Origin of the sequence: Ruegeria meonggei (genome assembly GCF_042768335.1) — a bacterium.
Lineage (GTDB): Bacteria > Pseudomonadota > Alphaproteobacteria > Rhodobacterales > Rhodobacteraceae > Ruegeria > Ruegeria meonggei.
Genome location: NZ_JAXHBT010000001.1, coordinates 3802209 through 3827860, shown reverse-complemented (window position 1 = coordinate 3827860; position 25652 = coordinate 3802209). Strand labels below are relative to the sequence as shown.

Genomic DNA, 25652 nt, shown 5'->3' with positions numbered 1-25652 from the left:
CTCTCACGTTCGGCAGATTAGACATCGCGCGATTAATGTCAATAATGCTGACCTAATGTTTCAAACAGGTGATTGGCCCTTCTTGAACTGGCTGCAAAACCGTGGTCATATGATTTGACCAATCCCGGACCGATAGCTGTATGCCCTTTCAAAAAGTCCAGACCGACAAGCTGTCCATTGCGGTGGTCAAACAAATCGAATTGCTGATCCTGCGCGGTATCCTGCGCCCCGGGGAAAGACTGCCGCCGGAACGTGATCTGGCCGACCGGCTGGGCGTTTCGCGCCCGTCACTGCGCGAGGCGATTGCCGAGTTGCAGGAGCAGGGCTTGCTGAGTGCCAAGGCGGGTTCAGGCATCTATGTGGCCGAAGTTCTGGGGTCGGCCTTTTCCCCGGCCCTGATCCGGCTGTTCAGCAGCCATGACGAGGCGGTATTCGACTACCTCTCGTTCCGGCGCGACATGGAAGGTCTGGCGGCGGAGCGTACGGCCCGGCTAGGCTCGGACAGCGATCTGAAAGTCATTCAGGCGATCTTTAACAAGATGGAGACCGTCCATACCCGCAACGCCACCGAGGAAGAGGCGCATCTGGACGCACAGTTCCACATGGCCATCATCGAAGCCAGCCATAATGTGGTGATGCTGCATATGATGCGATCCATGTATGATCTGCTGCAGCAAGGCGTGTTTTACAACCGCCAGATGATGTTTCAGCAGCGCGCAACGCGCCAGGCCATTCTGGACCAGCACCGCACCATCAACACCGCCTTGCAGGCCCGCGACCCAGAAAGGGCGCGCGACGCCGTGCAACAACATCTGAGCTTTGTCCGACGCAGCATGGAAGACCACCAGAAAGCCGCCCGCAACGAAGCGATTGCCCAGCAGCGGCTGCAACACGAAACCGGATAGACCTGATGTTCATTGGCCATTTGCCCGGCGCATATCTGTTCTTTCGGACTGCGGCACCAGGTGTCGACAAATTGGCCTTTACAGCGGCCATGATCGGCGCACTTGCGCCTGACCTCGATATGCTTTGGTTTTATTTGGTCGATAGCCGCGCACATCATCACCATGCTTACCTGACGCACCGGCCAATTCTGTGGGTCGGCATAGTACTGGCAGGATTGATGCTTAGACTTCGAATGCCGCGAGCTGGAATTGTTCTTATTTTCTTTGGCGCCGGTGGGGTGGTGCATATGGCGCTGGATTCAATCGTCGGAGAGATTGCTTGGGGCTGGCCGCTGTTGGACGCTTCACATCCCCTTGTCACGGTTCAGGCTACCCATTCGCACTGGATATTGTCGTTTCTCAACCACTGGACCTTTGCCGTTGAGATCGCAATCACCGTACTGGCGCTAATAGTCTGGCGTAGGCGGCGACGCCCAATACCGCATCCAGAGTGACACCGCCGGGGGCTTGCGCTTTAGATGCCGTGGAAAATCCGCATTACGCCATGCATCCACATGTCCAGACGTTTCAACGGTTGGGGGTCCACGGCGCTGAGATCCGGGAAACTGCCTTCGGCCTCTGAGCGATTGCGCAACGCCACCGGCATATCGAGAATGGACCGCATCAGCTCGTCCGCGTTGCTTTCCAGGCGCCGTTCGCACCGGATCGCCTCGAGCATCTCGGCATTATACTCTTCCATCGCTTCGGATCGCTGACCTTCGCGAAAACGGAATGCACCAATCTGCGCATGTACCGGCAACAGCTCGGCATGACGCGAAAAGCGCAGCCATAGCTCGCCATCAACTGCCAGTTTGAGTGACTCGTCAAACTTGGCACCTGCGCATTCCCACAGGCTACGACGCCAATAGGTCGATTCCTGCTGAACCCACTGATAGTCGCCAGCCAAAAATCGGGCGCGTGAAACAACCTTGGGCCGCCGGATGCTGAGCAAGTTATCCTGCTCGTCGATACAGGTCATCCGGCCGGTCAGCCATTCAATATCCTTGTTAAGCGCAAACAAGGACCCAACAACCGACAACCCGCCAGGCATCAGTTTGTCATCGGAATTGATCCAACCCATCACCTCGCCGCGCGAAAGGGCAAACCCTTTGTTCAAAGCATTGGCCTGCCCGGTATCCGGCTCCGAGATCACGTGAGAAAACGCATCGCGGTACCGCGCCACGATATCCATTGAACTGTCAGTGCTGCCTCCATCCGCAAGGATCAGGTCCAGGTTAGGATACTCTTGTTCCAGCACGGATTTGATTGTGCGTTCCAAAAAGTCGGCGCAATTCAAATTCGGAATCACGACACTGATCATTGGCAGGTCAGTCATGGCAGTCCCATCATAAAATCACCCTGGCCGTAAATTGGTCGGCGGCAAGCAAGTATCGGTCGAGCTTATCTTATTTGCCCGATCAGGCAACAGGGGGCAAAAGCGTCACGGTTAACGTTGTGCAGATCAGCCACTAAAAACAGCAAACCCGGCAGGGTTCTGCCGGGTTGCTTAATACTTGGCTCACACCAAATGCTTAGTGCAGCTTTTCACCTACGTCGGCAATCGCTGAGTTGATCAGCTTGTTCGCATGTGCAGCAGTCATCTGCTTGGCCAGAACCGCATTCGCTGCCGAAACGGCAACGGTGATGGCCTGATCACGGACTTCCCTAACCGCCGATGCCTCGGCCGACGCGATCTGATCCTTTGCGGCCGCCAGACGGCGTGCGATGGATTGTTCCAGATCAGCTTTGGCCTGTTCCGCCGCCAGTGCGGCGTCGTCTTTGGCCGCCGCGACAATGGCGTCTGCCTGAGTCTGAACTTCGCGCTGCTTGCGCTCGTACGACGCCAGCAGACTGCGCGCTTCTTCATGCAGGGCACGGGCTTCGTCCAATTCGGACTTGATGCCCTCGGCACGGGTGTCCAGCGCACCACCGATCATGCCCGGAACCTTGAAATAGAACAGGACCGCGATGAAAACGATGAAGCCCAGCAGCACCACAAAGTCGGTGTTGCCCAGCGAAAAGAACGGCCCGCTTGCGGCGAATGCAGGGCTGGCCGCGCCCAGGGTCAGGATAAGAGCAAGAGTATTCCGCATGTCACTTATCCCTTCATCTGAGCGTCTACGGCACCGGAAACGGCATCGGCATCCGCCTCGCCCCCCAGCGCAGTGACCAGTTCAGCCGCCGTATCCTTGGCAACCACCTGAATGCTGTCCAGCGCACTGGCACGGATGTCGGCAATTGCCTTTTCCGATTCAGCCGCTTTGGCCGCGATTTCCGCGTCTGCCAGAGCAATCGCGTCATCCAGACCAGACTGGATTTCGGCACGAGCTTCGGCGGCAATACGCTGTGCCTCGGCACGGGCATCAGCCAGCGCTTTGTTATAGGCCTCTTCAGCCTCGACCGCTTTGGCCTTCAGATCTTCGGCCGCAGCCAGGTCATTTGTAATGGTCCCCTGACGTTCCGCCAAGATTGCCGCGATACGCGGCAGAGCCACGCGGGACAGGACCAGAAAGATGACGACCAGCGTGATAACCAGCCAGAATATCTGGTTGGGGAACCAATCGAAGCAGAGCTGCGGCATCCCAATGGCAGAGCCATGGGAGTCGACGCATGTGCCAACTACTTCTTCTGAAATGGGTTCAGTCGCCATGATGTCCTCCGTCGGAACGTTGTCTTTACAACAGGTGGGCCGCTATGGCTTGGGCCCACCCGTGCGTAAGGATCAGGTTCCGCAGATTAGACGGCGAACATCAGCAGCAGCGAGACCAGGAATGCAAAGATCCCCAGGGCTTCTGCAAATGCGATACCGATGAACAGGGTCGCGGTCTGCGATGCAGCCGCTGAAGGGTTGCGAAGGGCGCCGGCCAGGAAGTTGCCTGCTACGTTGCCCACCCCGATTGCGGCTGCGCCGGAACCGATTGCTGCCAGGCCTGCGCCGATGTGTGCGAGATCGCCTTCCATGATGTTTCTCCTTACGAATTGGAAGTTTCGATGTTGGGTTATCAGACCTTAGTGCGAAGGATGCAGCGCATCTTTCAGATAAACGCAGGTCAGAATGGTGAAGACGTAGGCCTGAATGAAGGCCACCAGGACCTCGAGGCCGTACATTGCGGTGATCGCCAGAACGGACACGGGCGAGATCACGGCGATCGCGGCAAAACCTGCGAAAACCTTGATCACGGCGTGACCGGCCATAACGTTACCGGCAAGACGAATGGAGTGGCTGACGGGACGTACAAAGTACGAGATCAGCTCGATGATCGCCAGAACGGGGCGCAGTGCCAAAGGCGCGCTGGACACCCAGAACAGACCCAGGAACGCAGCACCATTCTTGACGAAACCCAGAATGGTGACGGTCAGGAACACGGCCAGCGCCAGCGGGATGGTCACGGCGAAATGCGATGTTGTGGTGAAGGACGTCGGGATCAGGCCCAGGAAGTTGGCGCAGACGATGAACATGAACAGGGTCATGACATAGGGGAAGTATTTGACCCCATCCTTGCCGCAGATGTCTTCGAGCATCTTGTAGACAAAGCCGTAAGCCAGTTCAGCCACCGATTGCATCCGGGTCGGCACGATAGCGCGCTTGGAGGTGCTGAGCACCAGCAGGGCAAAGACCGCGGCAATCGCCAGAAACAGCCACAGGGTCACGTTCGTCGGCGTATACCAGGCAATTGCACCGTCGCCAAAAAGCGGCTTGACGATGAACTGATCCATCGGATGGAAAACCAGGCTGCTGCCTTCTGCTGCGGTGGTCTCGCTTGCCACGTTCAGTCCCTCTCGTCCTTATCGGTGGCCTCGGCCGCCGTTTGTTTCTCTTGAGCCTGTTGTGCGCTGCGGAGCATAACCTTCACTCCGGCGACCAGGCCCAGCAATGTAAACAGCACCAGAAAGATCGGGATCGTCCCGAACAGACTGTCCAGCCCGTATCCGATGCCAAATCCGATCCCAAGACCGGAAACCATTTCGATGACCATTCGCCAGGCAAGCTCGCCCCCGGAAAAGTCGGCGTCTGCACGGGTCTCGGGCTTTTGAGCCTTTTTTGTCGCCGCGATCTTGGCCTCCAGCTGCGCCATACGCTGCTTTTGGTCATCATCGGTCACGGGCGTTTCCCTCGTACAGTCTTGGGCATGGTGCTAAGGCGCGCAGGGCACAGAGTCAACGGCGTTGGGTGCCTGAATTGACGCAGGCTAAGTAACTGTATTTGATGTAAATTTATCAATCTTCGTATTGCCTGAAATTCGCCCCATCCCGACAGGTTGATGCAAATCAGCAGAATCCGCATATTCAACCAAATGGTTGATCATTCCCGTCAATCGGCATCCCCCGCAGCAGCGCGGTCTCATCCAGAAGCCATCCGCGAAAGGCGTTGATGGATTTACGGCGCGCAGACCCAGCACCCAGAACGAGCCTGAAGCACCCATCCCGAAAGCCGATTGGGAAGCATCGGATCAGACGCCCGGCACTCAAATCGTCGAGCACACAATCCTGCGACCCGAGGAACACACCCTGCCCGTGCAGGGTCGCCTCAAGCGCCAAACCGGTTTCCATGCGCCACGCCCCGGAGTGGCCGTCGGGAAGCGCAATTCCCGCCAATCCCGCCCATTGTGGCCAGAGGTCGCCAGATCGGTCCCGGTAAAGACGGTGGCCCAGCAGCTGTGCCGGATCGTTCCAACCGCCGGGACACAGCATCGGCGCAGCATAGGGATACAGGGGGGCATCGCTAAGCAGATCGGACGGCACGCTGAGACTGCCCTGATGGGCAAAGCGAATGGCCAGATCAGCCTCATGGCGCGCGACATCGGCCAAGGCGCGGCTTGCTTCGATCCGCAACTCGATCTGAGGGAAGGCGGCATAGAAACTGGACAGGCGGGGGATCAGGAATTTCTGGGCGAACAACGGCTCGCAACTGACAGTGATCACGCCTTGGGGCTGTTGGCGGGCCATTTCCGTCGCCGCCGCCACTTCGTCCAATGCGGCGGTGATGCGGGTCAGCAAGGCATGCCCTTCAAGGGTCAGTTCGACCCCGCGCGGCAGATCGCGAAACAGCGAGGCCCCCAGATTATCCTCAAGCCCGCGCACATGGCGGCTGATCGCAGAGTGGCTGACGTTCAGTTCCTCAGCCGCGCGGCTGAAGCTTTCGTGCCGCCCCGCCGCCTCAAAAGCTTTCAGGGCATTTAAAGGGGGTAACAGGCGCGCCATGTTCAATATGTGCAATTTTCAGACATATATCGTCAAGTAATTGATTTTGATACGCCTCTGGTTTTTTGACAAAATGCTTTTGAAATAAGCAAAGGCGTATAAGTCATGGAACAAGCTCAAAGACAGAAGACGCAATTTTTACGTCTGTTTTTAAAACATATCTTCGACGTCATGATCGCGCCAAAGCGCGGCCCGCAGCCGACTCCCCTGCCCCCGACCGACCGAATGGCCCGGGACATCGGTCTGTCAGAGAGCGACCGTGCGCGCCTTTACCTGCGGCTGCCGTCGCAAAACATGCGCCACCCGATGCTCTGACACTCTTTCCGCGCCGGTCGCAAACGATTATGTCTTGGCCATGACTGACCAGCTGGACATCGTATTCGCGGCCCTGGCCGACCCCACCCGCCGCGCCATTCTGGCAATGCTGCTTGAGGATGACATGGCCGTGACGGATGTTGCGGACCCGTTCGAGATGTCGCTGGCGGCGATCTCAAAGCATCTGGTCATCCTGACCAAAGCGGGTTTGATCAGTCAGGAAAAACGCGGGCGGGTGAAATGGTGCAAGCTGGAACCCGACGCCCTGCGCGCGGCGTCGGTCTGGATGCAGGGCTTTGGGCAGTTCGAACCGGTCAATCTGGATGCGTTCGAGCGGTTTTTGGAAGTTGAACTGCCAGCAGCAGACGACTAGGGCCTGGTGTCACCGAACTGCGAACACCGAAACCTTCGAGTGTTTGACCAGGTATCCCGCGTGGCTGGAAAAGATGTAATCGGTGATCCGTGGTGCATGTGTCCCGACGACAATCAGATCAGCTCCGATCTCTTCGGCGGCATGGTTCAGAGCGCTGTCGACTTCAGCCGCAACATCGACCGAGTGGATATTGCGGCAATCAACCTCGACCCCACTGTCTTTGGCCAGATGTTCGGTAAAGGCGCTGAGTTCTTTGTTTATCGCCGCATGTGTTTGCACGGGATCCCCGGGCTGGCTTCCGGTTACGCTGACCACCGTAATCTTGGCGCTTTGCCATTTGGCAACCTCTGCGGCGACCTCGGCGGCCCGACGCACCTCGGGTGGTAAATGCAGATCGACTGGAAACATGATGTGGCTGAACATGGGTTCCTCCTTTTCCCTTGCCTAAAGGTAAAAGAAAGAGAGCCTGCGTGCCTTGATCTGCCTCAAGGGTACATAGCGCGCCGGCCGCGTAGAGCTTAACCTTCCTGGCTGTATTCAACACCGGTGATCACGCCGAACGGATCCGCTCGGCACAACCAAAGTGCCTGTGCCCCGGCGACAGACAGGGTTGTTACCGATCCCGAAGGTTGGATCTGAGTCGAAATCGCCGAAACATCATCGGGACGGACACCCGTCTCTGCCGAGACCAACGCCTCACAACTGCCCTGCAATTCGACCTCGGTAACCGTGTTGGCGGGGCTAGGCTGATTGCAGGCTGACAGGGCAACTGCAACAGTAAGGAATAGTGCTGATCTCATCGTCTTTATCCTGCGTTGCCTTGGGCCGAAGCTGGCACAATCTACGCTGAAAGCAAGCGTCATTCGGCCAGAGGGTTCGGTGCACTAAGCGGCTGATCTTCGGTCTTCAGCAGCAGAACCAGGGCCACAACAGTCAAAACTGCGCCAAACCCGACCAGTAGCGCGGGAGTTGGTTGGCCCAGCGCAACCTCCCACAGGATCACCCAAGTGGGCGTCAGATAGGTATAGGCCATGACCTTGGCTGAGGGCAGCCGCAAGGTTGCGAATTGCACCAGCACGAAACTGATCGCCGTGGCAAAGATCGAGACATACAGCAACCCGACCCAAACGATCAGCGGCAGGTTGGCCCAATCCGTCGCGCGGATGTCGGACCACCCGTACAGGGTCAGCAGAATACACCCTGCCACCAACGTTCCAAAGGTAAACACCACAGCAGGTTCACCCCGGTTCAGTTTGCGCACCATCGGAGTATAGATCGCATGGGCCACACAGCCCCAGAAATAGATGATCTCACCGCCACCGATCTCAAAGGCGGTGAGCGCCTGCCAGTCGGCGCGGAAAATCACCCACAACGCGCCTGCCGCGCCAACGGTCAGGGCAAAAGCCATACGCGGCGTCGTGATCTGCCGCAGCAACACCCACCCCGCGATGGCAGACATGATCGGCGTCAGAGTGAAAACGGCGGCGGCACTGACCGGTGGCGCAGTCTTGAGCCCGTGGAACATCAGCACGAAATAGGTAGCAAACAGACCGCCCAAAACCACATAGCGCCACGGCGCCTGCGCTGCGCTGCGCGGCAAACCGGTTGTCACCAACGCCGCGCCCCCGATCACCACAGAGGCGATGGCAAAACGCGCCGCCGTGATCGCCTCGGGTGTGATTTGGTTGGCGATTTGCGCCCCCAGTGAAAAGCTGCCCGCAACCAGCGCCGAAAAGGCAAGCATGGCCAGATGGCCACGGGCCTGAGGGCTCACGGCAGCCAGCCCCTGGACTGTTCCTTAAGAAAGCTCAGAAACGCCTGAACCTTGGTGGTGCGGTGCAAATCCACATGAGTAACCAACCACAGGTTGCCGAACCATTCCGGTAAGGGCTCGATCACTTCAATCAGGTTGGGATCGCGGGCGGCCTCCCACCGAGCCATAAAGCCGATCCCGGCGCCCGAAAGGACGGCTTCGCGAATGCAGAAGTTGTTGGTGCAGCGAAAAGTGATCTGCTCAGACGGAACGGCCCCACGCAACCAGCGCGAAAACGGCGCACGGCTGTTTTCATCATCAGTGCCTACAAAATAGTGGCCGGCGAAATCATCAATCCCCGACGGTTTACCGTGGCGGTCAATGTAATCCTTGCTGGCGTAAAGACCGACCTCTTGTGTGATAAAGGGCTGAACCACATTGTCCGGCTGGTCGGGGGCCGAGCCCGCGCGAATGGCCACATGCGCTTCGCCATATTCAAGGCGGAACAGACGATCACCGGTCAGATAGCGCACAATCAGGTCTGGATGCGACTTTTGAAACGCGCTGAGCGTAGGCACGACCAGCGGCGCCAATGAGCCCAGAGAAGTGACAACCAATTCGCCCGAGACATCGTCTCCGCGCCCTTTCATCCGACCCACCAACTGATTGAACTGATCCTCGGTGGCCTGCGCCACACGCAGCAGATCCTCACCTGCTTCGGTGGGCGTATAGCCGCGCGCGTGGCGCTGGAACAGCTTGACGGCCAGCCGCGCCTCGATGGCGTCAATGTGGCGGATAACGGTGGCGTGGTGAACGCCCAGAACCTCGGCCGCACCGCTGACGGTTCCCATACGTGCCACCTGATAGGCGGTCTTTACCTCGTCCCAATTGTCCATCGCATCTGTTCCACTGTGCAAATTCTAACAATGGATGTTGACTTAACAGAGTTTTGTTCGCTCACGCAACATTCATATTGGTACCAGACACGAATTCCACAGCCAAAGGAGCCCCTGACATGACCAGAACCATACTGCATATCGACGCCTCAGCCCGCCGCGAAGGATCTACAAGCCGCGACCTCTCGGACCGGATCGTCAAACATCTGGAGGCGGGGCGCATCATCCGTCGGGATCTTGCGGTCCCGCTGCCTTTGCTGACCGAAGACTGGATCAACGCCAACTTCACCCCCGCCGATCAACGCGACGCGGTTCAGCGCGATCAGCTGGCCTTGTCGGATGAACTGGTGGCCGAGTTGCAGAAGGCCGACACCATTGTGATTGGCCTGCCAATCTACAATTTTTCGGTGCCCGCCGCCTTTAAGGCCTGGATCGATCTGGTCGCCCGGGTTGGCCTGACCTTTTCCTACAACGAAGATGGCCCCAAAGGCCTGCTGGAGGGCAAGCGCGCCGTGCTGGCCATCGCGTCGGGCGGCACTGCAGTCGGGTCCGAGGTCGACTTTACCACCAGTTATGCAAAGCACGTGCTGGGCTTTATCGGCATTCAGGATGTCGACATCGTCGCCGCCGACCAGATGGCGCTGGATGCCGAGGCCGCGCTGAGCAACGCCCACAAGGCAGTCTCGGAACTGGCGGCCTGATCATCTCTGGCCTTTAAGGCGCGAAACGTCCAGTCTGAGCCCGAACAGGGTTTGTCAGACTGGGCGTTTACGATGAAAAAGATCGGCATTCTGGGCGGCGTGGGCTGGGCCTCGACCGTGGATTATTATCGGGCGATTGCCCAGGGTGCGGGGCGTCATTTCGCCCAACGCGGGCACGGATCCCCTCTGCCGATCCCACCCATGACTATTGAATCCGTCACCCAGGCCAAAACCCGCGCCTTGCGCGGCGTGGCCGGAGATGAGGCCAGCTGGGCCGATTTCGATGCGGTATTCCGCGAGGCGCTGATGACGCTGCAACGCGCAGATTGCGATTTCGCCATAATCGCGTCGAATACCCCTCATGCGCGGCTGCACGCGATCCGACAAGGGGTCACAATGCCCATTCTCAGTATCTTCGACGCAACCGCTGAGGTCACCGCCTCAACCGGTGCCGTCACGGCGCTGGTGTTGGGCACAACCGTCACGATGCAGGCCACCAACTATTCGGATCGGCTGGCGGAAATCGATATCCGGGCGAATGACCGATTGCCTGACACTGAGATCTCCGAAATGCAGGCAATGATCGACAGTGATTTCTATGGAGGGGCTTCGGACACTGCCCGCGCCCGGTTGCTGGCTTTCTGCGCCAAACATGCAGCGCCCGGCACTGCAATCCTGCTGGCCTGCACCGAGCTACCACTGGCCTTCCCCGATCATCTGGATGACCCGGTGTTCGAGGCCGATGAACATCTGTTCATCAACCCCTCCGCCGCGCATGTCGCCGCAGCCCTGAAAGAGGCGCTTGAGGGCTGACTACGGCAGCCAGCTCACTGCACAACCGATCCGGTCAAAGAACGACAGCAAGTCGTCGCGTGTCATGGCCACGGTCCGGTCATTCACCAGCGGGTGCATATAGATCATGTCCGCCCGTTGCGCCGCGCTGTCCATGAAGAACTGCACGTCGTTCGGGACGCCGTTGATCATCGCCAGCGGGCTGACCGCGCCGGGGCGGATGCCGAGGTTTTGCAACAGCCGATCCGCCGAGCCAAAGGACAGGCTGCCGACGCCCAACTCGGCGCCCAGCGCCTTGAGGTCAATGTCGCGGCTTTGTTCCAGCGTCACCAGATAGTTCCGCTTTTTCTTGTCGCGCAAATAGAGGTTCTTGAGGCGCAATGCATTCTCGCCGGGCACCATGAACTGATCCTCGACCGCTTTGGCGTCCGTGACCGTGCGCAGCGGCTCATGGCTGTGTAGCCGATAGGCCAGCCCCCAGTCATCCAACTGCGCCAGCAGCGCGTCGGAACTGAGCGGCAACGTGTCCTGAAAAGCGGATGATGCGTCCATGGGGTCCTCCTGTCTGGGGCGCTCATCGCGCAACGGGCGCGGGATTTCAAGCGCGAGACATGTCCAGGCTGCACTGCTAGAGTGTGCCCATGAAAATCGCACGCAATACTCCGACCCAGTTGATCCTCACTGATATACCTTGGTTTTACGGAGTTCTGTTTGCCTTCAACACCGTGATTTTCATCGCGTTGGGCCTGATCCTCACGCTCGCCGGAGGCAGGTTCATGATCTACGGGCTGGTCTTGATCATCGGCGGTGGCGCTTTCGGGTTTTGGACGTTCCACAAGTTTGTCAGGCGCGTTCTGGTCATTTTCGATCGCGCAACGCAAACCCTCGAAATCCGCGAAAAGTCCATTTTCGGATATGAGGCCATCGAACATCCCCTGACCGAGCTGTCCCACGCCGAAGTTGAAAGCACATTGCCCAAGGGGTCTTTTCTTGCCCCTAATCAGCACCGGCCGGTTCTGGTGTTGGACCAGGGGATGAGCGCCGGGCGCCATCCCATCGTGACCCGATACACCAAAGGATCGGACACCGCGCGGCTGGTTGATGCCATCAATGACTGGTTGACCGCAGACAAGGTTGACTCGGACAGCCAATCAGCCTAAATGCCACCGCAACATCCGGAAGCATCTGATCTTCCGGTCCCTTGAGTTGTTCAGGGATCGCCCCCCACCAGCGAGTTTCGCCCGTGGGGGCAATTGCGTATTTAACCGGTGTTTCTTATCTGAGAAGCGCCACATCAAAACCGGCTAAGGAGGCCGCAGGCATGTTTGAAAATCTATCCGAACGCCTCTCTGGCGTCTTTGACCGGCTGACCAAACAGGGCGCGCTTTCCGAGGAAGACGTCAAGACCGCCCTGCGCGAAGTGCGCGTGGCCCTGCTTGAGGCTGACGTTTCGCTGCCGGTTGCCCGTGAATTCGTCAAAAAGGTTCAGGATCAGGCCACCGGTCAGGCTGTCACCAAGTCGATCACACCCGGCCAGCAGGTCGTCAAGATCGTGCATGACACGCTGGTCGAGGTGCTGCGCGGCGAGGAAGACCCCGGCGTTCTGAAGATCGACAACCCGCCTGCTCCGATCCTGATGGTCGGCCTGCAGGGGTCGGGTAAGACGACCACAACCGGGAAACTGGCCAAACGTCTGAAAGAAAAAGAAGGCAAAAAGGTCCTGATGGCCTCGCTGGACGTCTACCGCCCGGCGGCGATGGATCAGTTGGCCGTTCTGGGCACACAGGTCGGCGTGGATACCCTGCCGATCGTGCCGGGACAGAAACCTGTCGATATCGCCAAACGCGCCAAGCAACAGGCGACGCTGGGCGGCTATGACGTCTACATGCTGGATACCGCAGGCCGTTTGCACATCGACGAAGTGCTGATGGGTGAAGTCGAGCAGGTCCGCAACGCGGTTGACCCGCGTGAAACCCTGTTGGTGGTCGATGGCCTGACCGGCCAGGTCGCTGTTGAAGTGGCCGAGGAATTCGAGGCCAAGGTTGGTATCTCGGGCGTGGTCCTGACCCGGATGGACGGGGACGGGCGCGGCGGTGCGGCGCTGTCGATGCGCGCGGTCACTGGCAAGCCCATCCGCTTTGTCGGTCTAGGCGAAAAGATGGACGCGCTTGAAACGTTCGAGCCGGACCGGATCGCCGGTCGTATTCTGGGCATGGGCGACATCGTGGCCTTGGTCGAAAAGGCCCAGGAAACGATGGAGATCGAACAGACCGAGCGCATGATGAAGCGCATGGTCAAAGGTCAGTTCAACATGAACGACCTGAAGATGCAGCTGGAACAGATGATCCAGATGGGCGGCATGCAGGGCATGATGGGCATGATGCCGGGCATGGGCAAGATGGCCAAGCAGGTCGAAGAAGCTGGCATGGACGACAAGGTGCTCAAGCGCCAGATCGCATTGATCCAGTCGATGACCAAACGCGAACGCGCCAACCCGCAACTGCTGCAGGCCAGCCGCAAGAAACGGATTGCCGCCGGGTCCGGGATGGAGGTCAGCGACCTCAACAAGCTGCTGAAAATGCACCGGCAGATGTCGGACATGATGAAGAAGATGGGCAAGATGGGCAAAGGCAAGATGCTGAAACAGGCCATGAAGGGCATGTTCGGCAAGGGCGGCCCCTCGCCCGAGGATATGGCCGGCGGTATGGACCCCAAGGCGCTGGAAGCTGCGGCCAAGGCAATGGGTGGTCGCGGTGGCATGCCCGGCATGGGCGGCGGCATGGCCCTGCCCCCGGGGCTCAGCGGATTTGGCAAGAAGAAGTAACGTGACCAGCGCCCCCATCATAACCACAGCTCGGCTGACGTTGACTGCGCCGACGCCCGATGATTTCGGCGCGTATCAGGCGTTTTATGCCGTGTCAGACGTCGCCGTTGGCGGGTATCGTGGCGGGCGCAGCGACGATGAGGTCAGAGAAATCCTGCAAGCCAATATCGAGCACTGGCAAACCAAGGCGTTCGGAATGTGGTTGCTGCGCCGGACCGGTGAAACCGAGGTGATCGGCGGATGCGGATTGGCCCATCCTGATCATTGGCCCCGTCATGAGCTGACCTGGTGGCTGATGCCTGACGCGCGCGGCCAAGGAATTGCGACCGAGGCAAGCCGTGCGATTATTGAATGGGCTTATGACACGCTTGGCTGGTCATCGGTCGAAACCCACATGCGAGACGAAAATCTGCCGGCGCGCCGCCTTGCGGAACGGTTGGGCGGGCGCAAGATCGACCGCGAGACATTCCCTGATGGGGTTGCGCGCGATGTGTTCGAGCTGCCACGGGTGGACGTGGCATGACGTCGTACATCATCCCCACAGTTGAAACCGAACGCCTGATCCTGCGAGCTCCGCACCTGGACGATCTGCCCGCGATGACTGCGTTTTTCGAAACCGAGCGCAGCCATTTGGTCGGCGGCCCCAAAACGGCGATGGAATGCTGGCGGTCCCTGATGGGACGGTTCGGTCACTGGGCCACCCTGGGCTATGGCGGCTGGCATATAGTCGAGAAGGCCAGCGGTACATTCGCTGGCTGGACCGGCATCATCAACGCACCCGGATGGGACGAGCCCGAGCTGGGTTGGACCATTCTGGACGCGTTTGAGGGCAAAGGCATCGCCTTTGAGGCGGCTGATGCTGCGCGCGCCTATTCGGCTCGGAAACTGGGCGTGAATAGCCCGATATCTTATGTCGCGCACAACAACACCCGCTCGCGCGCGTTGGCCGAACGTCTGGGCGCCACATACGAGCGTGACGGTGAGGTGATGGGCACGCCCTGCCAGATCTGGCGGCACCCGCGGATCGACGTAAAGACCCCTGCTTTGACCACCGAAAGGACTGGCCAATGACCAACCCCGTGACGCAGGCTGCGACGTTGTTGAAAAACCATCGCGAAAGCATCGACCGGCTGGACGCGATCCTTGTCTATACGCTGGGTGAGCGGTTCAAGCATACGCAGGCCGTTGGCAAGCTTAAGGCCACACACGACCTTCCCCCGTCCGATCCGTCGCGCGAAGCCGCACAGATTGAACGGCTTGAAGACCTGGCGAAAGAGGCCGATTTGGACCCCGACTTTGCCAAGGCTTTTCTGAATTTCATCATTCAGGAAGTCATCCGACACCACAAGAAACACCAGAAATAGCCGGGCGCATGCCGGCTCAACCAAAAGACACGCCTCTGGCGTGATGCCATTCAAAGGAGATACCACCATGGCTATGAAAATTCGTCTCGCCCGCGGCGGCTCAAAAAAACGTCCCTTCTATCGCATTGTTGCGGCTGACAGCCGTATGCCGCGCGACGGCCGTTTCATCGAAAAGCTGGGTACCTATAACCCGCTGCTGCCGAAAGACAGCGAAGAGCGCGTGAAAATGAATGTTGAGCGCGTTCAGTACTGGCTGGATCAGGGCGCACAGCCTACAGACCGGATCGCACGCATGCTCGAGGCTGCAGGCACCCGTGACAAAGCCGAGCGCAACAACCCCAACAAGGGTGCGCCGGGCAAGAAAGCCCAAGAGCGCGTGGAAGAGAAAGCGGCCAAAGCTGCTGCTGCGGCCGAAGCGGCTGCTGCTCCAGCTGAAGAAGCGACCGCAGAAGAGTAAGCAGGCGATTGCTGTGCGAGATCAGGCTTTCACCGACGATTTTCGCACGCAGTTCGATCTGTTGATGCGGCTCCGGCGCGATGTGCGCCGGTTTCGCACCGATCCTGTGGACGAGGCAGTGCTGACGCGCTGCCTCGACGCGTTTCGACTGGCCCCTTCCGTGGGGCTGAGCGAACCCTGGCGCGTGATCCGCGTCGAAAGTGAGGCGGCCCGTGCTGCCGCACTTGAGAATTTTCAGATTGCCAATTCAGAAGCACTGACCGGCTATTCCGGTGAGAAAGCCGCGCTGTATAGCAATCTCAAGCTGACAGGCATGCAGGAAGCCCCAGTGCAACTGGCGGTGTTCTGCGACGATGCCACCGAAAAGGGGCAAGGTCTGGGTGCCGGCACAATGCCCGAGATGCGACGCTATTCGGTGGTTTCGGCCATTACCCTTATTTGGCTGGCCTTGCGGACCGAAGGGCTGGGGATGGGCTGGGTGTCCATTCTGGACCCCGACCAGATGGCACACGACCTGGATGTTCCGGACGATTGGCGCCTGATTGGCTATTTCTGCATCGGCTGGCCGGAAGAGCTGTCAGACACGCCCGAATTGGAGCGTGTCGGCTGGGAAAACCGCGACACAGCTTTGCCCATTGAGGTGCGATAACCCGTGTTTGGATTGATACGACTTCCCATCCTGCTGCTGATCGCCTTTATTGTGGGCGTGTTCTTTGAACGCAGCAACCAGCGCGAGGCCTGTGCCACGCGTGGCGACTGGCAGGACGGGCTATGTGTAACGACGGAAGGGCCAAATGACTGATCTGATTTGCGTAGGCAGCATTGCGGGCTCTTACGGAGTGCGTGGTGAAGTGCGGCTCAAGAGCTTTTGCGCGATCCCAGAGGATATCGAGACCTACTCGCCCCTGACAGACGAGGCCGGCAAAGAACGTTATCCGTTGGTTCTGACCCGCCCGATCAAAAATGGCTTTGCCGCGCGTCTGGGTGGGATTGAAACCAAAGAGCAGGCCGACGCCATCAACGGGCTGCGCCTGTTTGCGCGACGCGACCAGTTGCCGTCGCTGCCTGATGACGAGTTTTATCACACTGACCTGATCGGGCTTGAGGTTTATGACACCGGCGGTACGCTGCTGGGCCGGGTCAAATCGGTGCAAAATCACGGCGCCGCAGATTTGCTGGAACTTCATGGTCCGGGCCTGAAAGCCACGGTTTTGCTGCCTTTCACGCAAGAGGCCGTGCCAACCGTCGATCTGGACAAGGGCCGCGTCATCGCCGATCCACCCGAAGGGCTGATCTGATGCGCCGCGTCCTGCTGCATCTGGGCCTGCACAAAACAGGCACCACTGCGGCGCAGTCTTTTCTGTACGAAAACCGCGAGCTAATCTGGCCACATTTTGCATTGGTGCTGCCCTATCGCACCCGCAATTCCGGCCTGTCACGGGCCGCCACCAGCCATTCCGTCTATGGCACAGTAGGGACACTGTCCGAATTCGGCACCCAGATGCACGCTTTTCTGGATACGCTCGATTTTGGCGACAAACGTGGGCTGATCATTAGCGAAGAGAACTTTGCGGGCCTGCGCCCCAGCCGCAACATCGAACAGGGTTATGCGGCCGCGCCAGAGCTTGCGGCCTGTATGGTCGACGCAATCCGCCATCGGTTTACCGGGCAGGACGTCGAGATCACCATCTATCTCTCTCTGCGCCAGCGCGGCGGCTGGTTGCGCAGCCTGTGGGCCCACGATTTGGAACGCATACGTCAGGTTCAGGACTTTGAGACGTTCCGGTCAAACATGGATCACCTGCCCGCGCTGGAAGACACGCTGAACCAGATCAGGGACAGGCTGCCCTCGGTCACCGTGACCTCGGAATGGCTGGAAGAGTTACAGCTGCGCCGCTATGGGCCCGGCACTCCGTTTGCCGAGTTTCTCGACCTGCCCCGGGACAAAGCCAAAGGTCTGGTGCCGCCGACCAGGGTCAATAACAGACTGCCCGAAGATGTTCTGACCCTGTTGCTGGACCTCAACCGCTCGCGCTTGGATGAGGCCGCTCTGGTGGAACAAAAAGCCGCGGTTATTGACCGCGCCAAAGACGTACTGATCGGCACGACATGACTGACACACCTGGTAAATCCCATGGTCGCAAGGCGATCCGCCCGACGCTCAAACCACGCGAATTGATGTCGCCCACGCCCGATCTGCACGGGGTATGGAAGGCAAAGATCATCACCTTGTTTCCGTCCGCCTTCCCCGGCGTTCTGGGCGAAAGCCTGACCGGCAAGGCTCTGCAAGAGGGGCTGTGGCAGATGGAAACTGTCGATCTGCGCCAATTCGGTGTCGGCAAGCATCGCAATGTGGATGACACGCCCGCCGGTGGTGGCGCCGGCATGGTGCTGCGCGCAGATGTGTTGGGCGAGGCGATTGAACACACGATGGCAGGCATTCAGGGCAACTGGCCACTGATCTACCTCAGCCCGCGCGGTCGCCGGATGGACCAGCAGATGATGCAGAACCTTGCGCGCTGTGACGGTATGACTCTGCTTTGTGGCAGGTTCGAAGGCGTCGATGAACGGGTGTTGGAGCATTACGGAATTCAGGAAGTCTCCTTGGGGGATTTCGTCATGACTGGTGGCGAGATAGCCGCTCAGGCCTTGATCGATGCAACGGTGCGGTTGATCCCCGGCGTACTGGGCAATCAAGCTTCGGCCGAGGAAGAGAGCTTTTCCTCGGGTCTGTTGGAGCATCCACAATACACCCGCCCGGCGGAATGGAACGGCCGCCCGATTCCCGATGTACTGATGTCAGGCCATCACGGGAAAATCGCAGAATGGCGCCACGAAATGTCAGAGCAGATCACACGCAAACGACGGCCCGATCTGTGGGATAGCTTCCTGAAATCGAATGAAAACCAAAAAGGGTGACCCAAGGGCTGTGGCTTACTTGGCACGGTTTTCAAACTTAACCGTGATCTACTTGTGGTGGATTTTTCAGATCAATATTCAATCTAAATAAACCTCTACCTTGCAATGTAAATTGCACCAATACAGGCAACAATAATGATTAAGAAATTAGCATTCGTGCTGGTGGCTGTGTCCGCTTGCACAACCAAACCTCTTGAAATGTCAGTGCCAACTCAGGCGGGTCACAATCTGCATTCTGCCCGGATCGCTGTGAATGCCTGCTCCGCCGAAGCGGATATTGGCGGCAACAGTGCCGTGATTGGCGGCTACGCAACAGCCATTCTTCTGACGTCTCCATTAATCGGTACCATTATTGGTTATAACACTTAGGGCGCATCCCGCACCCAAGGAGAAATTGATCAGGTCGACCGTTGCCTGACAGAACGCGGCTTCGAGCGCCGAGATCTAACTACCAATGAAACCAGTTGGTTGCGGGGCGCGACAGAACAAGAGCGGGTCCGCAGGCTGGACCATCTTGTCGGCGGTGGCGTTATCGAAACCTATGGTTTGGCCGCGGTTCAGTAGGCGTTTGCCTTCCAGCGCGCCCAGATATCGGGCTGACCGTTGAACGTGTTGATATCCACGCGTCCCTGAACACCCGGCACCAGCCCGGTCCCGGTATATTGCCAGAAGCGCCATATAGACCCGGGATAGACCTGCCGGGGATGACCGGCCACAGACCGCAGCCAAAACTCGGTCTTGGGTAGGCGTGCGATATCGGTGTCGGCGTAGAAGTCCACCGTGGTGTAGACGATGGGTCTGCGACCGTAATGGCGTTCAAGAATATCAAGGAACCGCTGCGCCTCGGCACGAACCGTGCGGCCATCGGGGCGTAAGGTGCAGGTCCTGGAATGCGGCGTCCATTCCATATCCAGCACATGCGGCAAGTCTGCACCTTTTGGGACATTCTCGATGAACCACTGCGCCTGCTCCCGGGCAGGACGGCAGAAATAGTAATAGTGATACGCCCCCCACGGCACCCCTGCAGCCTGAGCTCCGCGCCGGTGGTCGTCAAACATCGGATCGGCCACATCGCCCCCCTCGGTCGCCTTGATGAACACGAAGCTGACACCGGATGCCTTGGCGGTGCGCCAATCAATCGGCCCCTGCCATCGCGACACGTCTAGGCCATGAACCGGATAGTGACCGGGATGCCGTTCCTCCCAGTCATGCGGGTCGGCGTCGCCGAAGGCTGGGAAAATCACCGAAGGCGCAGTGGTATCCAAAAACGCGTTCGCCTCCAGCTTTTGGGGCGGCGGGGTGCTGCGCCCGCAGGACAGGGTTGCAAAGGCCAGAACGGCCAACATCAATGCTGCGCGCATGATCTATTCCTGTTTCAAATTTCTGCTCGTGTTATGCCACCCAGAATGCCTGATCGACGCCACAAGGCAACGATGGATTTTTAGGGCGGCGAAAACCTACCATCCGGCCTGCCAATCAAAGCGATTTAGACTTGATCCCTGCCCGCAAAGCCCGTAAAGCAGCGCAATCCGGTGCCGCGCCTGTCGCGACTCCGGTGTTTTGGTTTGCCTCATGGCGCAACACCCGGCTTTCTTCGGCTGCGGCGTGTCAGGGCGAACTAGGCATAAGGAACATTCGATCTGACCTCTGGCGGGCTGTACGCAGGACCCGGTGAAGACCAAGAGCTCTCAGGCCGTGCCCAAACTTCGTGGACCAACCGCGAGCATATAGGAGTACCTGCGATGGACCTGATCGCACAGCTTGAGGCGGAACAGATTGCCGCCCTGGGGAAAGACATCCCCGATTTCAAAGCCGGAGACACCATCCGTGTCGGCTATAAGGTGACCGAAGGGTCGCGCACCCGTGTGCAGAACTACGAAGGCGTCTGCATCGCGCGCAACAACGGCAATGGCATTGCCGGTTCGTTCACCGTTCGCAAGATTTCGTTTGGCGAAGGCGTGGAGCGTGTGTTCCCGCTGTTTTCGACAAACATCGACAGCATCACCGTTGTCCGCCGTGGCCGCGTTCGTCGCGCCAAACTGTACTATCTGCGCACCCGTCGTGGTAAATCCGCACGTATCGCAGAGGTCACCAACTACAAGCCCAAAGCTGGCGCCGAAGCGTAAGGAGCGGAAAGATGAAAAAAGACATCCATCCCGATTATCACGTCATCGACGTCAAAATGACCGATGGCACCGTGGTTCAGATGAAATCCACCTGGGGCGCCGAGGGCGACCAGCTGGCTCTGGAAATCGACCCCTCCGTGCACCCTGCATGGACCGGTGGTTCGTCGCGCCTGATGGACGCCGGCGGCCGTGTGTCGAAGTTCAAAAAGAAATACGAAGGTCTGGGCTTCTAAACCCTCCTCTTTTCGAATGCGAAAGGCCGTCCCTTGGGGCGGCCTTTTGCTTTTCAGCACATCGGTTTGAAAGTGCGAACGAAACATGGCTGTCAGAAAAGCGTTTGATAACACCGTCACCGAACTCTCTTGGCACAGGCCATGATCACCGCATCGAGCGATAGTCGAGTTGTGCCGAAAAGGTGTTACACTTGGTATCAAAACCGCCCAAACACGACGGAGACCCCGAAGATGCCCAAGTACAATGATATGTTCGAACTTTCGGTAGAGGATATGGATCTGATCGAAACGGCGTTGCGCGGCTTGGCTGCCTCTCAGTCGCAGGAAAGACCAGAGGAAACCGCTGCCAGCAAAGTGTTTCGCGAAAGCACCCTTCGCAGCGTCCAAGATCTTCTCGGCAAACTGCACGATCAGAAAGTTTTTTATCGCCCCAAAGATGGCGTGTACCTTGGAGGGTAAGTTCGCTTGAACTGCAGCGGGCGCTGCCATTTGGCTTGCACATTTAACGGGGTACGCGCGTCAATTCCGCTGCGCTGTGTACTGCAGGCACCGGTCCGCGCAGCAGCAACAGCGCCAGAGCCATTCCGATCAGCGCAGCGATTGCAGCGATCACCATAGCACTGTCAAAAGCGTTGTCCTGCACATCCCGCAGCGCCTTGGCCAGCGCTGTACTGGTGTCAGGGTCCAAGCCGGACAGCAATTGCTGGATCTGGCCGGGCGTTCCATGGGCCAGCGCATGGGCCAGGTCCGCGCCCTGGGTTGAATCGGTGGGCAGTGCGTCGATCACCTTAGACAGGCCCCGGCGGGTTGTGATGGCCTCGGCCAAACCACCAACCACGGCTCCAAGGGTAGCACCGAAGTAAAGGCACGCGTTGATGACCCCAGACCCCTGTCCCACGTGCTCTTCCGGTAGCAGGCGCAGGCCCAGACGGGGCAGCAACGAGAAACAGATACCCAGCCCGATCCCAACGATCATCAGCTTCCACCAAATCTCGGCATATTGCGTGGTGTTAGTGGTCGTCGTCAGCAATAGAAACCCAACGGCCATCGCACCCAGCCCCAATGCAATCGGCCACTGAAAGCTGAAGGGGGCAAGAAACCGGGGGGCGGTGACCGAAATCACAAACATACTGAGGCTAAGGGGCATGATCGCCAGCCCGGCCCCGACCGAGCTGTATCCGAATGCATCAGGCGATTGGACAAAGGTGTTGAAGTACACAAAAAAGCAGAACAGCGTAAAGCCCGTGACGAACATCCCCGTCGCTGCCATGAGGTAGCGCGGATGGCGAAAGTAACGCAGTTCAATCAGCGGGTCATCGCTGCGGCGCGAGACAATCACCAAAGCAACGGTTGCAACCGCCGCCAGCCCGAGCGGCATCAGCGTCAGCGGCGTGACCCATCCATTGCTTTCCCCATTGCTGAGCGCAAAGGACAGCGGCCCCAAAAACAGCAGGATGGCAATCGCGCCGGGATAATCGAACCGCGCATCGGCAAGGCGGGTATCGGGGATGTACTTCTTTTTGTTGACATGCAGGCCGATTGCAAACGCGATGGCCAGCAGCGCAAGGTCAGTCGCAAAGACGCCGCGCCAACTCAGGTAGTGGGCGAAAGCACCGCCCAGAATCGGCCCGACACCGATAGCAAGGCCAACAATCGCACCCCATGCGCCGGTAACGCTGGCGCGTTGATCCTCGGGCGTGGCGGCGGTCAGCAAGGATAGGGAGGTGCCAAATAGTGCCGCCGCCCCCGCGCCCTGCGCACCACGTCCGATCAACAGCATCGTAGAATCCTGCGCAAACAGGACCGAGGCCGACCCGATGGCAAACACGATCATGCCAAAGAAAAACACGCCCATCTTGCCGGTGATATCGCCCAGACGGCTGACAATTGTGACAAGGGTGGCGCTGGCCACTGTATAGATCGCCATCACCCATTGCAGGCCTGAGGGGGTCAGATCGAAGTCAGCTTTCAGATTAGGCAGGATGGTAGCGACAGCGGTGGTATTAAAGCCGACGACCATCATGCAAATCGCGGTCATCGTCAGAACAACGTGGGCCCGCGCCTCGGGGGTGGGTTCCGATGAGGTCTTATCGCTCATGAACGTGTCCTGAAATCGTTGTTCTTTAATGCAATTTATCAGCAGTCTAACGATTTTTAGCGCACCGCATAGGGCGGGATCAAATCCAGTAGGACAAGGTCACGGGCAACACGGCTATTGTGGTCAGTGTCGAAACCAGGATGAATCCAGCAACATCGGGTCCGTATTCCGGCATATGCTGATCAATGAACAGGTATGTCGCCACTGAAGACGGCATCAGGCAGCACAGGATCACCGCGCCACGCTCGGCCCCGGTGAATCCAAACGCCCATACGAGTGTTGACGCAATTACAACAGCCATCACCAGATGCAGGCCTGTCAACGCGACGGCCCGACCCAGGCTCTTGACCCGAAGGCTCGCCAACGTATGGCCCAGCGTCAGCAGCATCAGCGGGATCGAAAGACCGCCGAGGATATCGAAGGACTTTGCCACCGGTTGCGGTAGGCTATATCCGGTGGCCATCAGGATCAGCGAAAGCGCCACCGCATAGATGATAGGCGAGGTTGCCAGTTTTTTGGGCGAGAACTCTCCGGCAGGGATCCACATGCCCACAGTAAAAATGCTGATCAGCACTACGACGACAAACCCCATTGTATAGGCCATCCCCGCATCGCCCAGCGCCAACAGAGTGATCGGAAGGCCGATATTGCCGACATTGCCGTGCATCAAGGGTGTCAGAAACGCACGCACCGGCAGACGCATGGCTTTGAGCGCCACGAAACCAAGCACCCCGAACCCCGCAATCGCAAGGACGGCAGCTGCCATCACGTCCAGAAACGTACCCACGGCAATCTGAGTGGTGGACAGGTGCGAAATGATCAAGGTCGGATAGCCCACCCGCGACACGATCCCCCCAATCACCGCGTTGTCAAAAGGCACCTTGATCAAAGCCAGACAATAGCCGATTCCAGCACAAATCAGCACCGGCAACACCACGTTCAGAACGTTCAGAAACAGATGATCCAACGGCGGCCTCTAATGCAAATCCCTGATCTGGACAGTGAAACAGGGCTCGGAGTTTGACAAGCACGCAGGATAACCCACACAGGTGGCTTGGTTTTCCAATTTTGCACCTGATATCGCATCGCAACAATGCTTGGGGTTCTTCCCTTCCAGCCTTCCACAACATATAGTGGTCTACAACAACGTGTGGGTAAGCACGGCGGGACACGGGAATACAGGCATGGCACATATCATCGTAGTGGGGAATGAGAAGGGTGGCGCAGGCAAATCGACCGTGTCGATGCATGTGGCGACCGCGCTGGCGCGATTGGGGCACAAGGTCAGCACGCTTGATCTGGACCTGCGACAGCGCAGCCTGGGGCGCTATTTCGAAAACCGCATCAACTTTCTGAATAACGCAGATCTGAGCCTGCCCAGCCCCCGCCACCACGATCTACCCGAGATCGACGCGAGCAAACTGAAGCCCGGCGAAAACATCTATGATCACCGCCTGTCGGCCGCTGTGGCCGAACTAGAAAGTGACAGCGACTTTATCCTGATCGACTGCCCCGGATCGCATACCCGTCTCAGCCAGGTGGCGCATTCACTGGCCGATACGCTGGTCACGCCGCTGAACGACAGTTTCATCGACTTTGACCTGCTGGCACGGATCGACTCGAAAGGTGAGAAAATCCTCGGGCCGTCCGTTTACTCCGAGATGGTGTGGAACGCGCGACAATTGCGGGCGCAGGCGGGGTTGAAACCGATCGACTGGGTCGTTGTACGCAACCGTGTGGGCACGCAGCGCATGGTCAACAAAGAAAAAATGCAGCGCGCGATCGAGATGCTGTCGCAGCGCATCGGATTTCGGGTCGCTGCGGGCTTTTCCGAACGCGTCGTGTTTCGTGAGCTGTTCCCCCGGGGGCTGACCCTGCTGGACCTCAAGGATATCGGCGTCAAACAGCTGAACATTTCAAACATTGCCGCGCGGCAGGAACTGCGCGACATGATGAAAGAGCTGAACCTGCCCGGCGTCGAGATCGATTTCTAAGGGGCATCGGACATCGATTAGGCAGACCTTGCAAACATCACTTTTGAAACCTGTTTTCAAGAACCCGGCGTCTGCCGTTCTCTTTCCATGAAAAGAGTTTCCTGATCCCCGTATCGACCCAGAACCTTATTTTTGTATCCGACCTTCTTGGCAACGTTGATTGACGCGACGTGTGAGGGATCAAACATTGAAGACGTATGAGTTTGTTTGAGATTTGCATCAGCCCAAACCAACATTGCAGCAACCGCTTCGGTCGCAACACCTTTTCCCTGTGAACGAACATTCAATGCCCATCCAGCCTCGGGCTTGCCCTTCAAAGAAGGCTCGGTATCGCGGTGATAGTCGGCAAAACCGACTTCGCCCAAGAACGAACCATCCTCTTTAGAGATTACGGCCCAATAGCCAAACCCAAGATGGTGCCAATGCCCAGTGTATCCAAGCAACCGTGACCACGACTGCTCATAACTTGATGGTACCCCAGAGATGTGGGCGACCACCTTAGGATCAGCCCACATCGACGCGCTTTCTGGAAAGTCGCTTGTTTGGTGGCCGCGGAGAAGCAATCGCTCTGTTTCGAGAACAGGAACCAATCCAAATTCATTCATTTTTTGTAAGCCCAGTCATAGCGATTTGGTCGCAAGCCATCGCAACAAACCCATTG

At 58.3% G+C, this 25652-nt stretch carries 38 protein-coding genes; 22 read left to right on the top strand and 16 right to left on the bottom strand.

What is annotated here, in order from left to right; genetic code table 11:
* Nucleotides 1–140 precede the first annotated feature (140 nt).
* Both SJY13_RS19065 and SJY13_RS19060 read left to right on the top strand, forming a co-directional pair.
* Nucleotides 141–905, top strand: a complete 765-nt coding sequence (locus SJY13_RS19065) for an FCD domain-containing protein (protein ID WP_377193155.1) — start codon at nt 141–143, stop codon at nt 903–905.
* A gap of 5 nt (nt 906–910) precedes the next feature.
* Nucleotides 911–1399 (top strand): metal-dependent hydrolase, encoded by a 489-nt coding sequence (locus tag SJY13_RS19060; protein WP_377193153.1) that lies wholly within the window; start codon nt 911–913, stop codon nt 1397–1399.
* A 20-nt stretch (nt 1400–1419) separates the two neighbouring features.
* Here the strand turns inward: SJY13_RS19060 and SJY13_RS19055 are convergent, their stop codons facing one another.
* From SJY13_RS19055 to SJY13_RS19025, 7 genes are all read right to left on the bottom strand, one after another.
* Complete coding sequence (locus SJY13_RS19055; RefSeq protein ID WP_377193151.1) at nt 1420–2280, bottom strand: glycosyltransferase family 2 protein; 861 nt, start codon at nt 2278–2280, stop codon at nt 1420–1422.
* Nucleotides 2281–2476: 196 nt separating this feature from the next.
* On the bottom strand, nt 2477–3037 hold the full coding sequence (locus tag SJY13_RS19050) for a F0F1 ATP synthase subunit B (protein WP_377193149.1): 561 nt from the start codon (nt 3035–3037) through the stop codon (nt 2477–2479).
* 5 nt (nt 3038–3042) lie between these two features.
* The gene (locus SJY13_RS19045; protein WP_377193147.1) at nt 3043–3594 is read right to left on the bottom strand and encodes a F0F1 ATP synthase subunit B'; all 552 of its coding nucleotides are present in this window, start codon (nt 3592–3594) and stop codon (nt 3043–3045) included.
* Between the two features lie 86 nt (nt 3595–3680).
* Nucleotides 3681–3905 carry a F0F1 ATP synthase subunit C gene (locus SJY13_RS19040; protein WP_005981269.1) on the bottom strand — a complete coding sequence of 75 codons (225 nt, stop codon included), beginning with the start codon at nt 3903–3905 and terminating at the stop codon, nt 3681–3683.
* A 48-nt stretch (nt 3906–3953) separates the two neighbouring features.
* Nucleotides 3954–4712: a F0F1 ATP synthase subunit A gene (locus SJY13_RS19035; RefSeq protein WP_085824425.1), complete on the bottom strand. Its 759-nt coding sequence runs from the start codon at nt 4710–4712 to the stop codon at nt 3954–3956.
* A 2-nt stretch (nt 4713–4714) separates the two neighbouring features.
* Nucleotides 4715–5047 (bottom strand): AtpZ/AtpI family protein, encoded by a 333-nt coding sequence (locus SJY13_RS19030; protein ID WP_377193145.1) that lies wholly within the window; start codon nt 5045–5047, stop codon nt 4715–4717.
* A gap of 184 nt (nt 5048–5231) precedes the next feature.
* Nucleotides 5232–6146, bottom strand: coding sequence for a LysR substrate-binding domain-containing protein (locus SJY13_RS19025; RefSeq protein WP_377193143.1), 915 nt, complete (start codon nt 6144–6146; stop codon nt 5232–5234).
* A 105-nt stretch (nt 6147–6251) separates the two neighbouring features.
* Between SJY13_RS19025 and SJY13_RS19020 the strand changes: the two genes are divergently transcribed.
* Both SJY13_RS19020 and SJY13_RS19015 read left to right on the top strand, forming a co-directional pair.
* Nucleotides 6252–6461 (top strand): hypothetical protein, encoded by a 210-nt coding sequence (locus tag SJY13_RS19020; RefSeq protein ID WP_377193141.1) that lies wholly within the window; start codon nt 6252–6254, stop codon nt 6459–6461.
* Between the two features lie 40 nt (nt 6462–6501).
* Nucleotides 6502–6834: an ArsR/SmtB family transcription factor gene (locus SJY13_RS19015; protein WP_085824421.1), complete on the top strand. Its 333-nt coding sequence runs from the start codon at nt 6502–6504 to the stop codon at nt 6832–6834.
* Nucleotides 6835–6843: 9 nt separating this feature from the next.
* On the opposite strand, the gene SJY13_RS19010 is transcribed toward SJY13_RS19015, so the two are convergent.
* The 4 genes from SJY13_RS19010 to SJY13_RS18995 form a co-directional block, all read right to left on the bottom strand.
* Nucleotides 6844–7257, bottom strand: a complete 414-nt coding sequence (locus SJY13_RS19010; protein WP_377193139.1) for a universal stress protein — start codon at nt 7255–7257, stop codon at nt 6844–6846.
* A 95-nt stretch (nt 7258–7352) separates the two neighbouring features.
* A complete protein-coding gene (locus SJY13_RS19005) occupies nt 7353–7634 on the bottom strand; it encodes a hypothetical protein (RefSeq protein WP_377193137.1) in 282 nt (93 codons plus the stop codon).
* Nucleotides 7635–7693: 59 nt separating this feature from the next.
* On the bottom strand, nt 7694–8608 hold the full coding sequence (locus SJY13_RS19000; protein WP_377193135.1) for a DMT family transporter: 915 nt from the start codon (nt 8606–8608) through the stop codon (nt 7694–7696).
* The gene (locus SJY13_RS18995) at nt 8605–9483 is read right to left on the bottom strand and encodes a LysR family transcriptional regulator (protein WP_085824417.1); all 879 of its coding nucleotides are present in this window, start codon (nt 9481–9483) and stop codon (nt 8605–8607) included. Before SJY13_RS18995 ends, SJY13_RS19000 begins: the two co-directional genes overlap by 4 nt.
* Before the next feature lie 119 nt (nt 9484–9602).
* Between SJY13_RS18995 and SJY13_RS18990 the strand changes: the two genes are divergently transcribed.
* Nucleotides 9603–10184, top strand: coding sequence for an FMN-dependent NADH-azoreductase (locus tag SJY13_RS18990; protein ID WP_377193133.1), 582 nt, complete (start codon nt 9603–9605; stop codon nt 10182–10184).
* A 72-nt stretch (nt 10185–10256) separates the two neighbouring features.
* Nucleotides 10257–10997, top strand: coding sequence for an aspartate/glutamate racemase family protein (locus SJY13_RS18985; RefSeq protein WP_377193131.1), 741 nt, complete (start codon nt 10257–10259; stop codon nt 10995–10997).
* On the opposite strand, the gene SJY13_RS18980 is transcribed toward SJY13_RS18985, so the two are convergent.
* Entirely contained in the window at nt 10998–11528 is a 531-nt protein-coding gene (locus SJY13_RS18980) for a prolyl-tRNA synthetase associated domain-containing protein (RefSeq protein WP_377193129.1), read from the bottom strand. It lies immediately after the preceding gene.
* Between the two features lie 89 nt (nt 11529–11617).
* On the opposite strand from SJY13_RS18980, the gene SJY13_RS18975 reads away from it, so the two are divergent.
* From SJY13_RS18975 to SJY13_RS18920, 12 genes are all read left to right on the top strand, one after another.
* Nucleotides 11618–12136 carry a DUF3784 domain-containing protein gene (locus SJY13_RS18975; protein ID WP_377193127.1) on the top strand — a complete coding sequence of 173 codons (519 nt, stop codon included), beginning with the start codon at nt 11618–11620 and terminating at the stop codon, nt 12134–12136.
* A gap of 161 nt (nt 12137–12297) precedes the next feature.
* On the top strand, nt 12298–13800 hold the full coding sequence (gene ffh, locus SJY13_RS18970; RefSeq protein ID WP_377193125.1) for a signal recognition particle protein: 1503 nt from the start codon (nt 12298–12300) through the stop codon (nt 13798–13800).
* A 1-nt stretch (nt 13801) separates the two neighbouring features.
* Complete coding sequence (locus SJY13_RS18965; RefSeq protein WP_377193123.1) at nt 13802–14323, top strand: GNAT family N-acetyltransferase; 522 nt, start codon at nt 13802–13804, stop codon at nt 14321–14323.
* Complete coding sequence (locus SJY13_RS18960) at nt 14320–14871, top strand: GNAT family N-acetyltransferase (protein ID WP_377193121.1); 552 nt, start codon at nt 14320–14322, stop codon at nt 14869–14871. Before SJY13_RS18965 ends, SJY13_RS18960 begins: the two co-directional genes overlap by 4 nt.
* Entirely contained in the window at nt 14868–15164 is a 297-nt protein-coding gene (locus tag SJY13_RS18955; protein ID WP_085824409.1) for a chorismate mutase, read from the top strand. Before SJY13_RS18960 ends, SJY13_RS18955 begins: the two co-directional genes overlap by 4 nt.
* 67 nt (nt 15165–15231) lie before the next feature.
* Complete coding sequence (rpsP, locus tag SJY13_RS18950; protein WP_377193119.1) at nt 15232–15621, top strand: 30S ribosomal protein S16; 390 nt, start codon at nt 15232–15234, stop codon at nt 15619–15621.
* A gap of 13 nt (nt 15622–15634) precedes the next feature.
* A complete protein-coding gene (gene bluB, locus SJY13_RS18945; protein WP_377193117.1) occupies nt 15635–16270 on the top strand; it encodes a 5,6-dimethylbenzimidazole synthase in 636 nt (211 codons plus the stop codon).
* Nucleotides 16271–16273: 3 nt separating this feature from the next.
* The gene (locus SJY13_RS18940; RefSeq protein WP_200818612.1) at nt 16274–16423 is read left to right on the top strand and encodes a hypothetical protein; all 150 of its coding nucleotides are present in this window, start codon (nt 16274–16276) and stop codon (nt 16421–16423) included.
* Nucleotides 16416–16919 (top strand): ribosome maturation factor RimM, encoded by a 504-nt coding sequence (gene rimM / locus SJY13_RS18935; RefSeq protein WP_377193115.1) that lies wholly within the window; start codon nt 16416–16418, stop codon nt 16917–16919. The genes SJY13_RS18940 and rimM overlap by 8 nt, the downstream gene beginning before the upstream one ends.
* Nucleotides 16919–17734, top strand: a complete 816-nt coding sequence (locus SJY13_RS18930; RefSeq protein WP_377193113.1) for a hypothetical protein — start codon at nt 16919–16921, stop codon at nt 17732–17734. Before rimM ends, SJY13_RS18930 begins: the two co-directional genes overlap by 1 nt.
* Nucleotides 17731–18540: a tRNA (guanosine(37)-N1)-methyltransferase TrmD gene (gene trmD / locus SJY13_RS18925; protein ID WP_377193111.1), complete on the top strand. Its 810-nt coding sequence runs from the start codon at nt 17731–17733 to the stop codon at nt 18538–18540. Before SJY13_RS18930 ends, trmD begins: the two co-directional genes overlap by 4 nt.
* A 135-nt stretch (nt 18541–18675) precedes the next feature.
* Complete coding sequence (locus tag SJY13_RS18920) at nt 18676–18909, top strand: hypothetical protein (protein WP_377193109.1); 234 nt, start codon at nt 18676–18678, stop codon at nt 18907–18909.
* Nucleotides 18910–19097: 188 nt separating this feature from the next.
* On the opposite strand, the gene SJY13_RS18915 is transcribed toward SJY13_RS18920, so the two are convergent.
* Nucleotides 19098–19901 carry a glycoside hydrolase family 25 protein gene (locus SJY13_RS18915; protein WP_085824402.1) on the bottom strand — a complete coding sequence of 268 codons (804 nt, stop codon included), beginning with the start codon at nt 19899–19901 and terminating at the stop codon, nt 19098–19100.
* Between the two features lie 381 nt (nt 19902–20282).
* Here SJY13_RS18915 and rplS point away from each other — a divergent pair, with 381 nt between their 5' ends.
* The 3 genes from rplS (at nt 20283) to SJY13_RS18900 (ending at nt 21358) form a co-directional block, all read left to right on the top strand.
* The gene (gene rplS / locus SJY13_RS18910) at nt 20283–20666 is read left to right on the top strand and encodes a 50S ribosomal protein L19 (RefSeq protein WP_085824401.1); all 384 of its coding nucleotides are present in this window, start codon (nt 20283–20285) and stop codon (nt 20664–20666) included.
* Nucleotides 20667–20677: 11 nt separating this feature from the next.
* A complete protein-coding gene (gene rpmE / locus SJY13_RS18905) occupies nt 20678–20899 on the top strand; it encodes a 50S ribosomal protein L31 (RefSeq protein ID WP_050605278.1) in 222 nt (73 codons plus the stop codon).
* Between the two features lie 249 nt (nt 20900–21148).
* Entirely contained in the window at nt 21149–21358 is a 210-nt protein-coding gene (locus SJY13_RS18900; RefSeq protein ID WP_377193107.1) for a hypothetical protein, read from the top strand.
* Nucleotides 21359–21401: 43 nt separating this feature from the next.
* Here the strand turns inward: SJY13_RS18900 and SJY13_RS18895 are convergent, their stop codons facing one another.
* Together SJY13_RS18895 and SJY13_RS18890 are read right to left on the bottom strand one after the other, a co-directional pair.
* Nucleotides 21402–22997, bottom strand: a complete 1596-nt coding sequence (locus SJY13_RS18895) for an MFS transporter (protein WP_377193105.1) — start codon at nt 22995–22997, stop codon at nt 21402–21404.
* 79 nt (nt 22998–23076) lie between these two features.
* Nucleotides 23077–23964 carry an AEC family transporter gene (locus tag SJY13_RS18890; RefSeq protein ID WP_377193103.1) on the bottom strand — a complete coding sequence of 296 codons (888 nt, stop codon included), beginning with the start codon at nt 23962–23964 and terminating at the stop codon, nt 23077–23079.
* 217 nt (nt 23965–24181) lie between these two features.
* On the opposite strand from SJY13_RS18890, the gene SJY13_RS18885 reads away from it, so the two are divergent.
* Nucleotides 24182–24991 carry a division plane positioning ATPase MipZ gene (locus SJY13_RS18885; RefSeq protein ID WP_085824397.1) on the top strand — a complete coding sequence of 270 codons (810 nt, stop codon included), beginning with the start codon at nt 24182–24184 and terminating at the stop codon, nt 24989–24991.
* Nucleotides 24992–25047: 56 nt separating this feature from the next.
* Here the strand turns inward: SJY13_RS18885 and SJY13_RS18880 are convergent, their stop codons facing one another.
* A complete protein-coding gene (locus SJY13_RS18880; protein WP_377193101.1) occupies nt 25048–25596 on the bottom strand; it encodes a GNAT family N-acetyltransferase in 549 nt (182 codons plus the stop codon).
* Nucleotides 25597–25652: the final 56 nt, after the last annotated feature.

Coding starts and splice junctions, on each gene's coding strand:
- SJY13_RS19050 (WP_377193149.1), bottom strand. CDS start 3,037: ATGCGGAATACTCTTGCTCTTATCCTGACCCTGGGCGCGGCCAGCCCT.
- SJY13_RS19055 (WP_377193151.1), bottom strand. CDS start 2,280: ATGACTGACCTGCCAATGATCAGTGTCGTGATTCCGAATTTGAATTGC.
- rplS (WP_085824401.1), top strand. CDS start 20,283: ATGGACCTGATCGCACAGCTTGAGGCGGAACAGATTGCCGCCCTGGGG.
- SJY13_RS19065 (WP_377193155.1), top strand. CDS start 141: ATGCCCTTTCAAAAAGTCCAGACCGACAAGCTGTCCATTGCGGTGGTC.
- SJY13_RS18985 (WP_377193131.1), top strand. CDS start 10,257: ATGAAAAAGATCGGCATTCTGGGCGGCGTGGGCTGGGCCTCGACCGTG.
- SJY13_RS18915 (WP_085824402.1), bottom strand. CDS start 19,901: ATGCGCGCAGCATTGATGTTGGCCGTTCTGGCCTTTGCAACCCTGTCC.
- SJY13_RS18880 (WP_377193101.1), bottom strand. CDS start 25,596: ATGAATGAATTTGGATTGGTTCCTGTTCTCGAAACAGAGCGATTGCTT.
- SJY13_RS19045 (WP_377193147.1), bottom strand. CDS start 3,594: ATGGCGACTGAACCCATTTCAGAAGAAGTAGTTGGCACATGCGTCGAC.
- SJY13_RS19005 (WP_377193137.1), bottom strand. CDS start 7,634: ATGAGATCAGCACTATTCCTTACTGTTGCAGTTGCCCTGTCAGCCTGC.
- SJY13_RS18900 (WP_377193107.1), top strand. CDS start 21,149: ATGTTCGAACTTTCGGTAGAGGATATGGATCTGATCGAAACGGCGTTG.
- SJY13_RS18995 (WP_085824417.1), bottom strand. CDS start 9,483: ATGGACAATTGGGACGAGGTAAAGACCGCCTATCAGGTGGCACGTATG.
- SJY13_RS19025 (WP_377193143.1), bottom strand. CDS start 6,146: ATGGCGCGCCTGTTACCCCCTTTAAATGCCCTGAAAGCTTTTGAGGCG.
- rpsP (WP_377193119.1), top strand. CDS start 15,232: ATGGCTATGAAAATTCGTCTCGCCCGCGGCGGCTCAAAAAAACGTCCC.
- SJY13_RS19020 (WP_377193141.1), top strand. CDS start 6,252: ATGGAACAAGCTCAAAGACAGAAGACGCAATTTTTACGTCTGTTTTTA.
- trmD (WP_377193111.1), top strand. CDS start 17,731: ATGACTGACACACCTGGTAAATCCCATGGTCGCAAGGCGATCCGCCCG.
- SJY13_RS18885 (WP_085824397.1), top strand. CDS start 24,182: ATGGCACATATCATCGTAGTGGGGAATGAGAAGGGTGGCGCAGGCAAA.
- SJY13_RS19015 (WP_085824421.1), top strand. CDS start 6,502: ATGACTGACCAGCTGGACATCGTATTCGCGGCCCTGGCCGACCCCACC.
- SJY13_RS19040 (WP_005981269.1), bottom strand. CDS start 3,905: ATGGAAGGCGATCTCGCACACATCGGCGCAGGCCTGGCAGCAATCGGT.
- SJY13_RS18960 (WP_377193121.1), top strand. CDS start 14,320: ATGACGTCGTACATCATCCCCACAGTTGAAACCGAACGCCTGATCCTG.
- SJY13_RS18990 (WP_377193133.1), top strand. CDS start 9,603: ATGACCAGAACCATACTGCATATCGACGCCTCAGCCCGCCGCGAAGGA.
- SJY13_RS18930 (WP_377193113.1), top strand. CDS start 16,919: ATGCGCCGCGTCCTGCTGCATCTGGGCCTGCACAAAACAGGCACCACT.
- SJY13_RS19010 (WP_377193139.1), bottom strand. CDS start 7,257: ATGTTCAGCCACATCATGTTTCCAGTCGATCTGCATTTACCACCCGAG.
- rimM (WP_377193115.1), top strand. CDS start 16,416: ATGACTGATCTGATTTGCGTAGGCAGCATTGCGGGCTCTTACGGAGTG.
- rpmE (WP_050605278.1), top strand. CDS start 20,678: ATGAAAAAAGACATCCATCCCGATTATCACGTCATCGACGTCAAAATG.
- SJY13_RS19060 (WP_377193153.1), top strand. CDS start 911: ATGTTCATTGGCCATTTGCCCGGCGCATATCTGTTCTTTCGGACTGCG.
- SJY13_RS18955 (WP_085824409.1), top strand. CDS start 14,868: ATGACCAACCCCGTGACGCAGGCTGCGACGTTGTTGAAAAACCATCGC.
- SJY13_RS18920 (WP_377193109.1), top strand. CDS start 18,676: ATGATTAAGAAATTAGCATTCGTGCTGGTGGCTGTGTCCGCTTGCACA.
- SJY13_RS18895 (WP_377193105.1), bottom strand. CDS start 22,997: ATGAGCGATAAGACCTCATCGGAACCCACCCCCGAGGCGCGGGCCCAC.
- SJY13_RS18980 (WP_377193129.1), bottom strand. CDS start 11,528: ATGGACGCATCATCCGCTTTTCAGGACACGTTGCCGCTCAGTTCCGAC.
- ffh (WP_377193125.1), top strand. CDS start 12,298: ATGTTTGAAAATCTATCCGAACGCCTCTCTGGCGTCTTTGACCGGCTG.
- SJY13_RS18975 (WP_377193127.1), top strand. CDS start 11,618: ATGAAAATCGCACGCAATACTCCGACCCAGTTGATCCTCACTGATATA.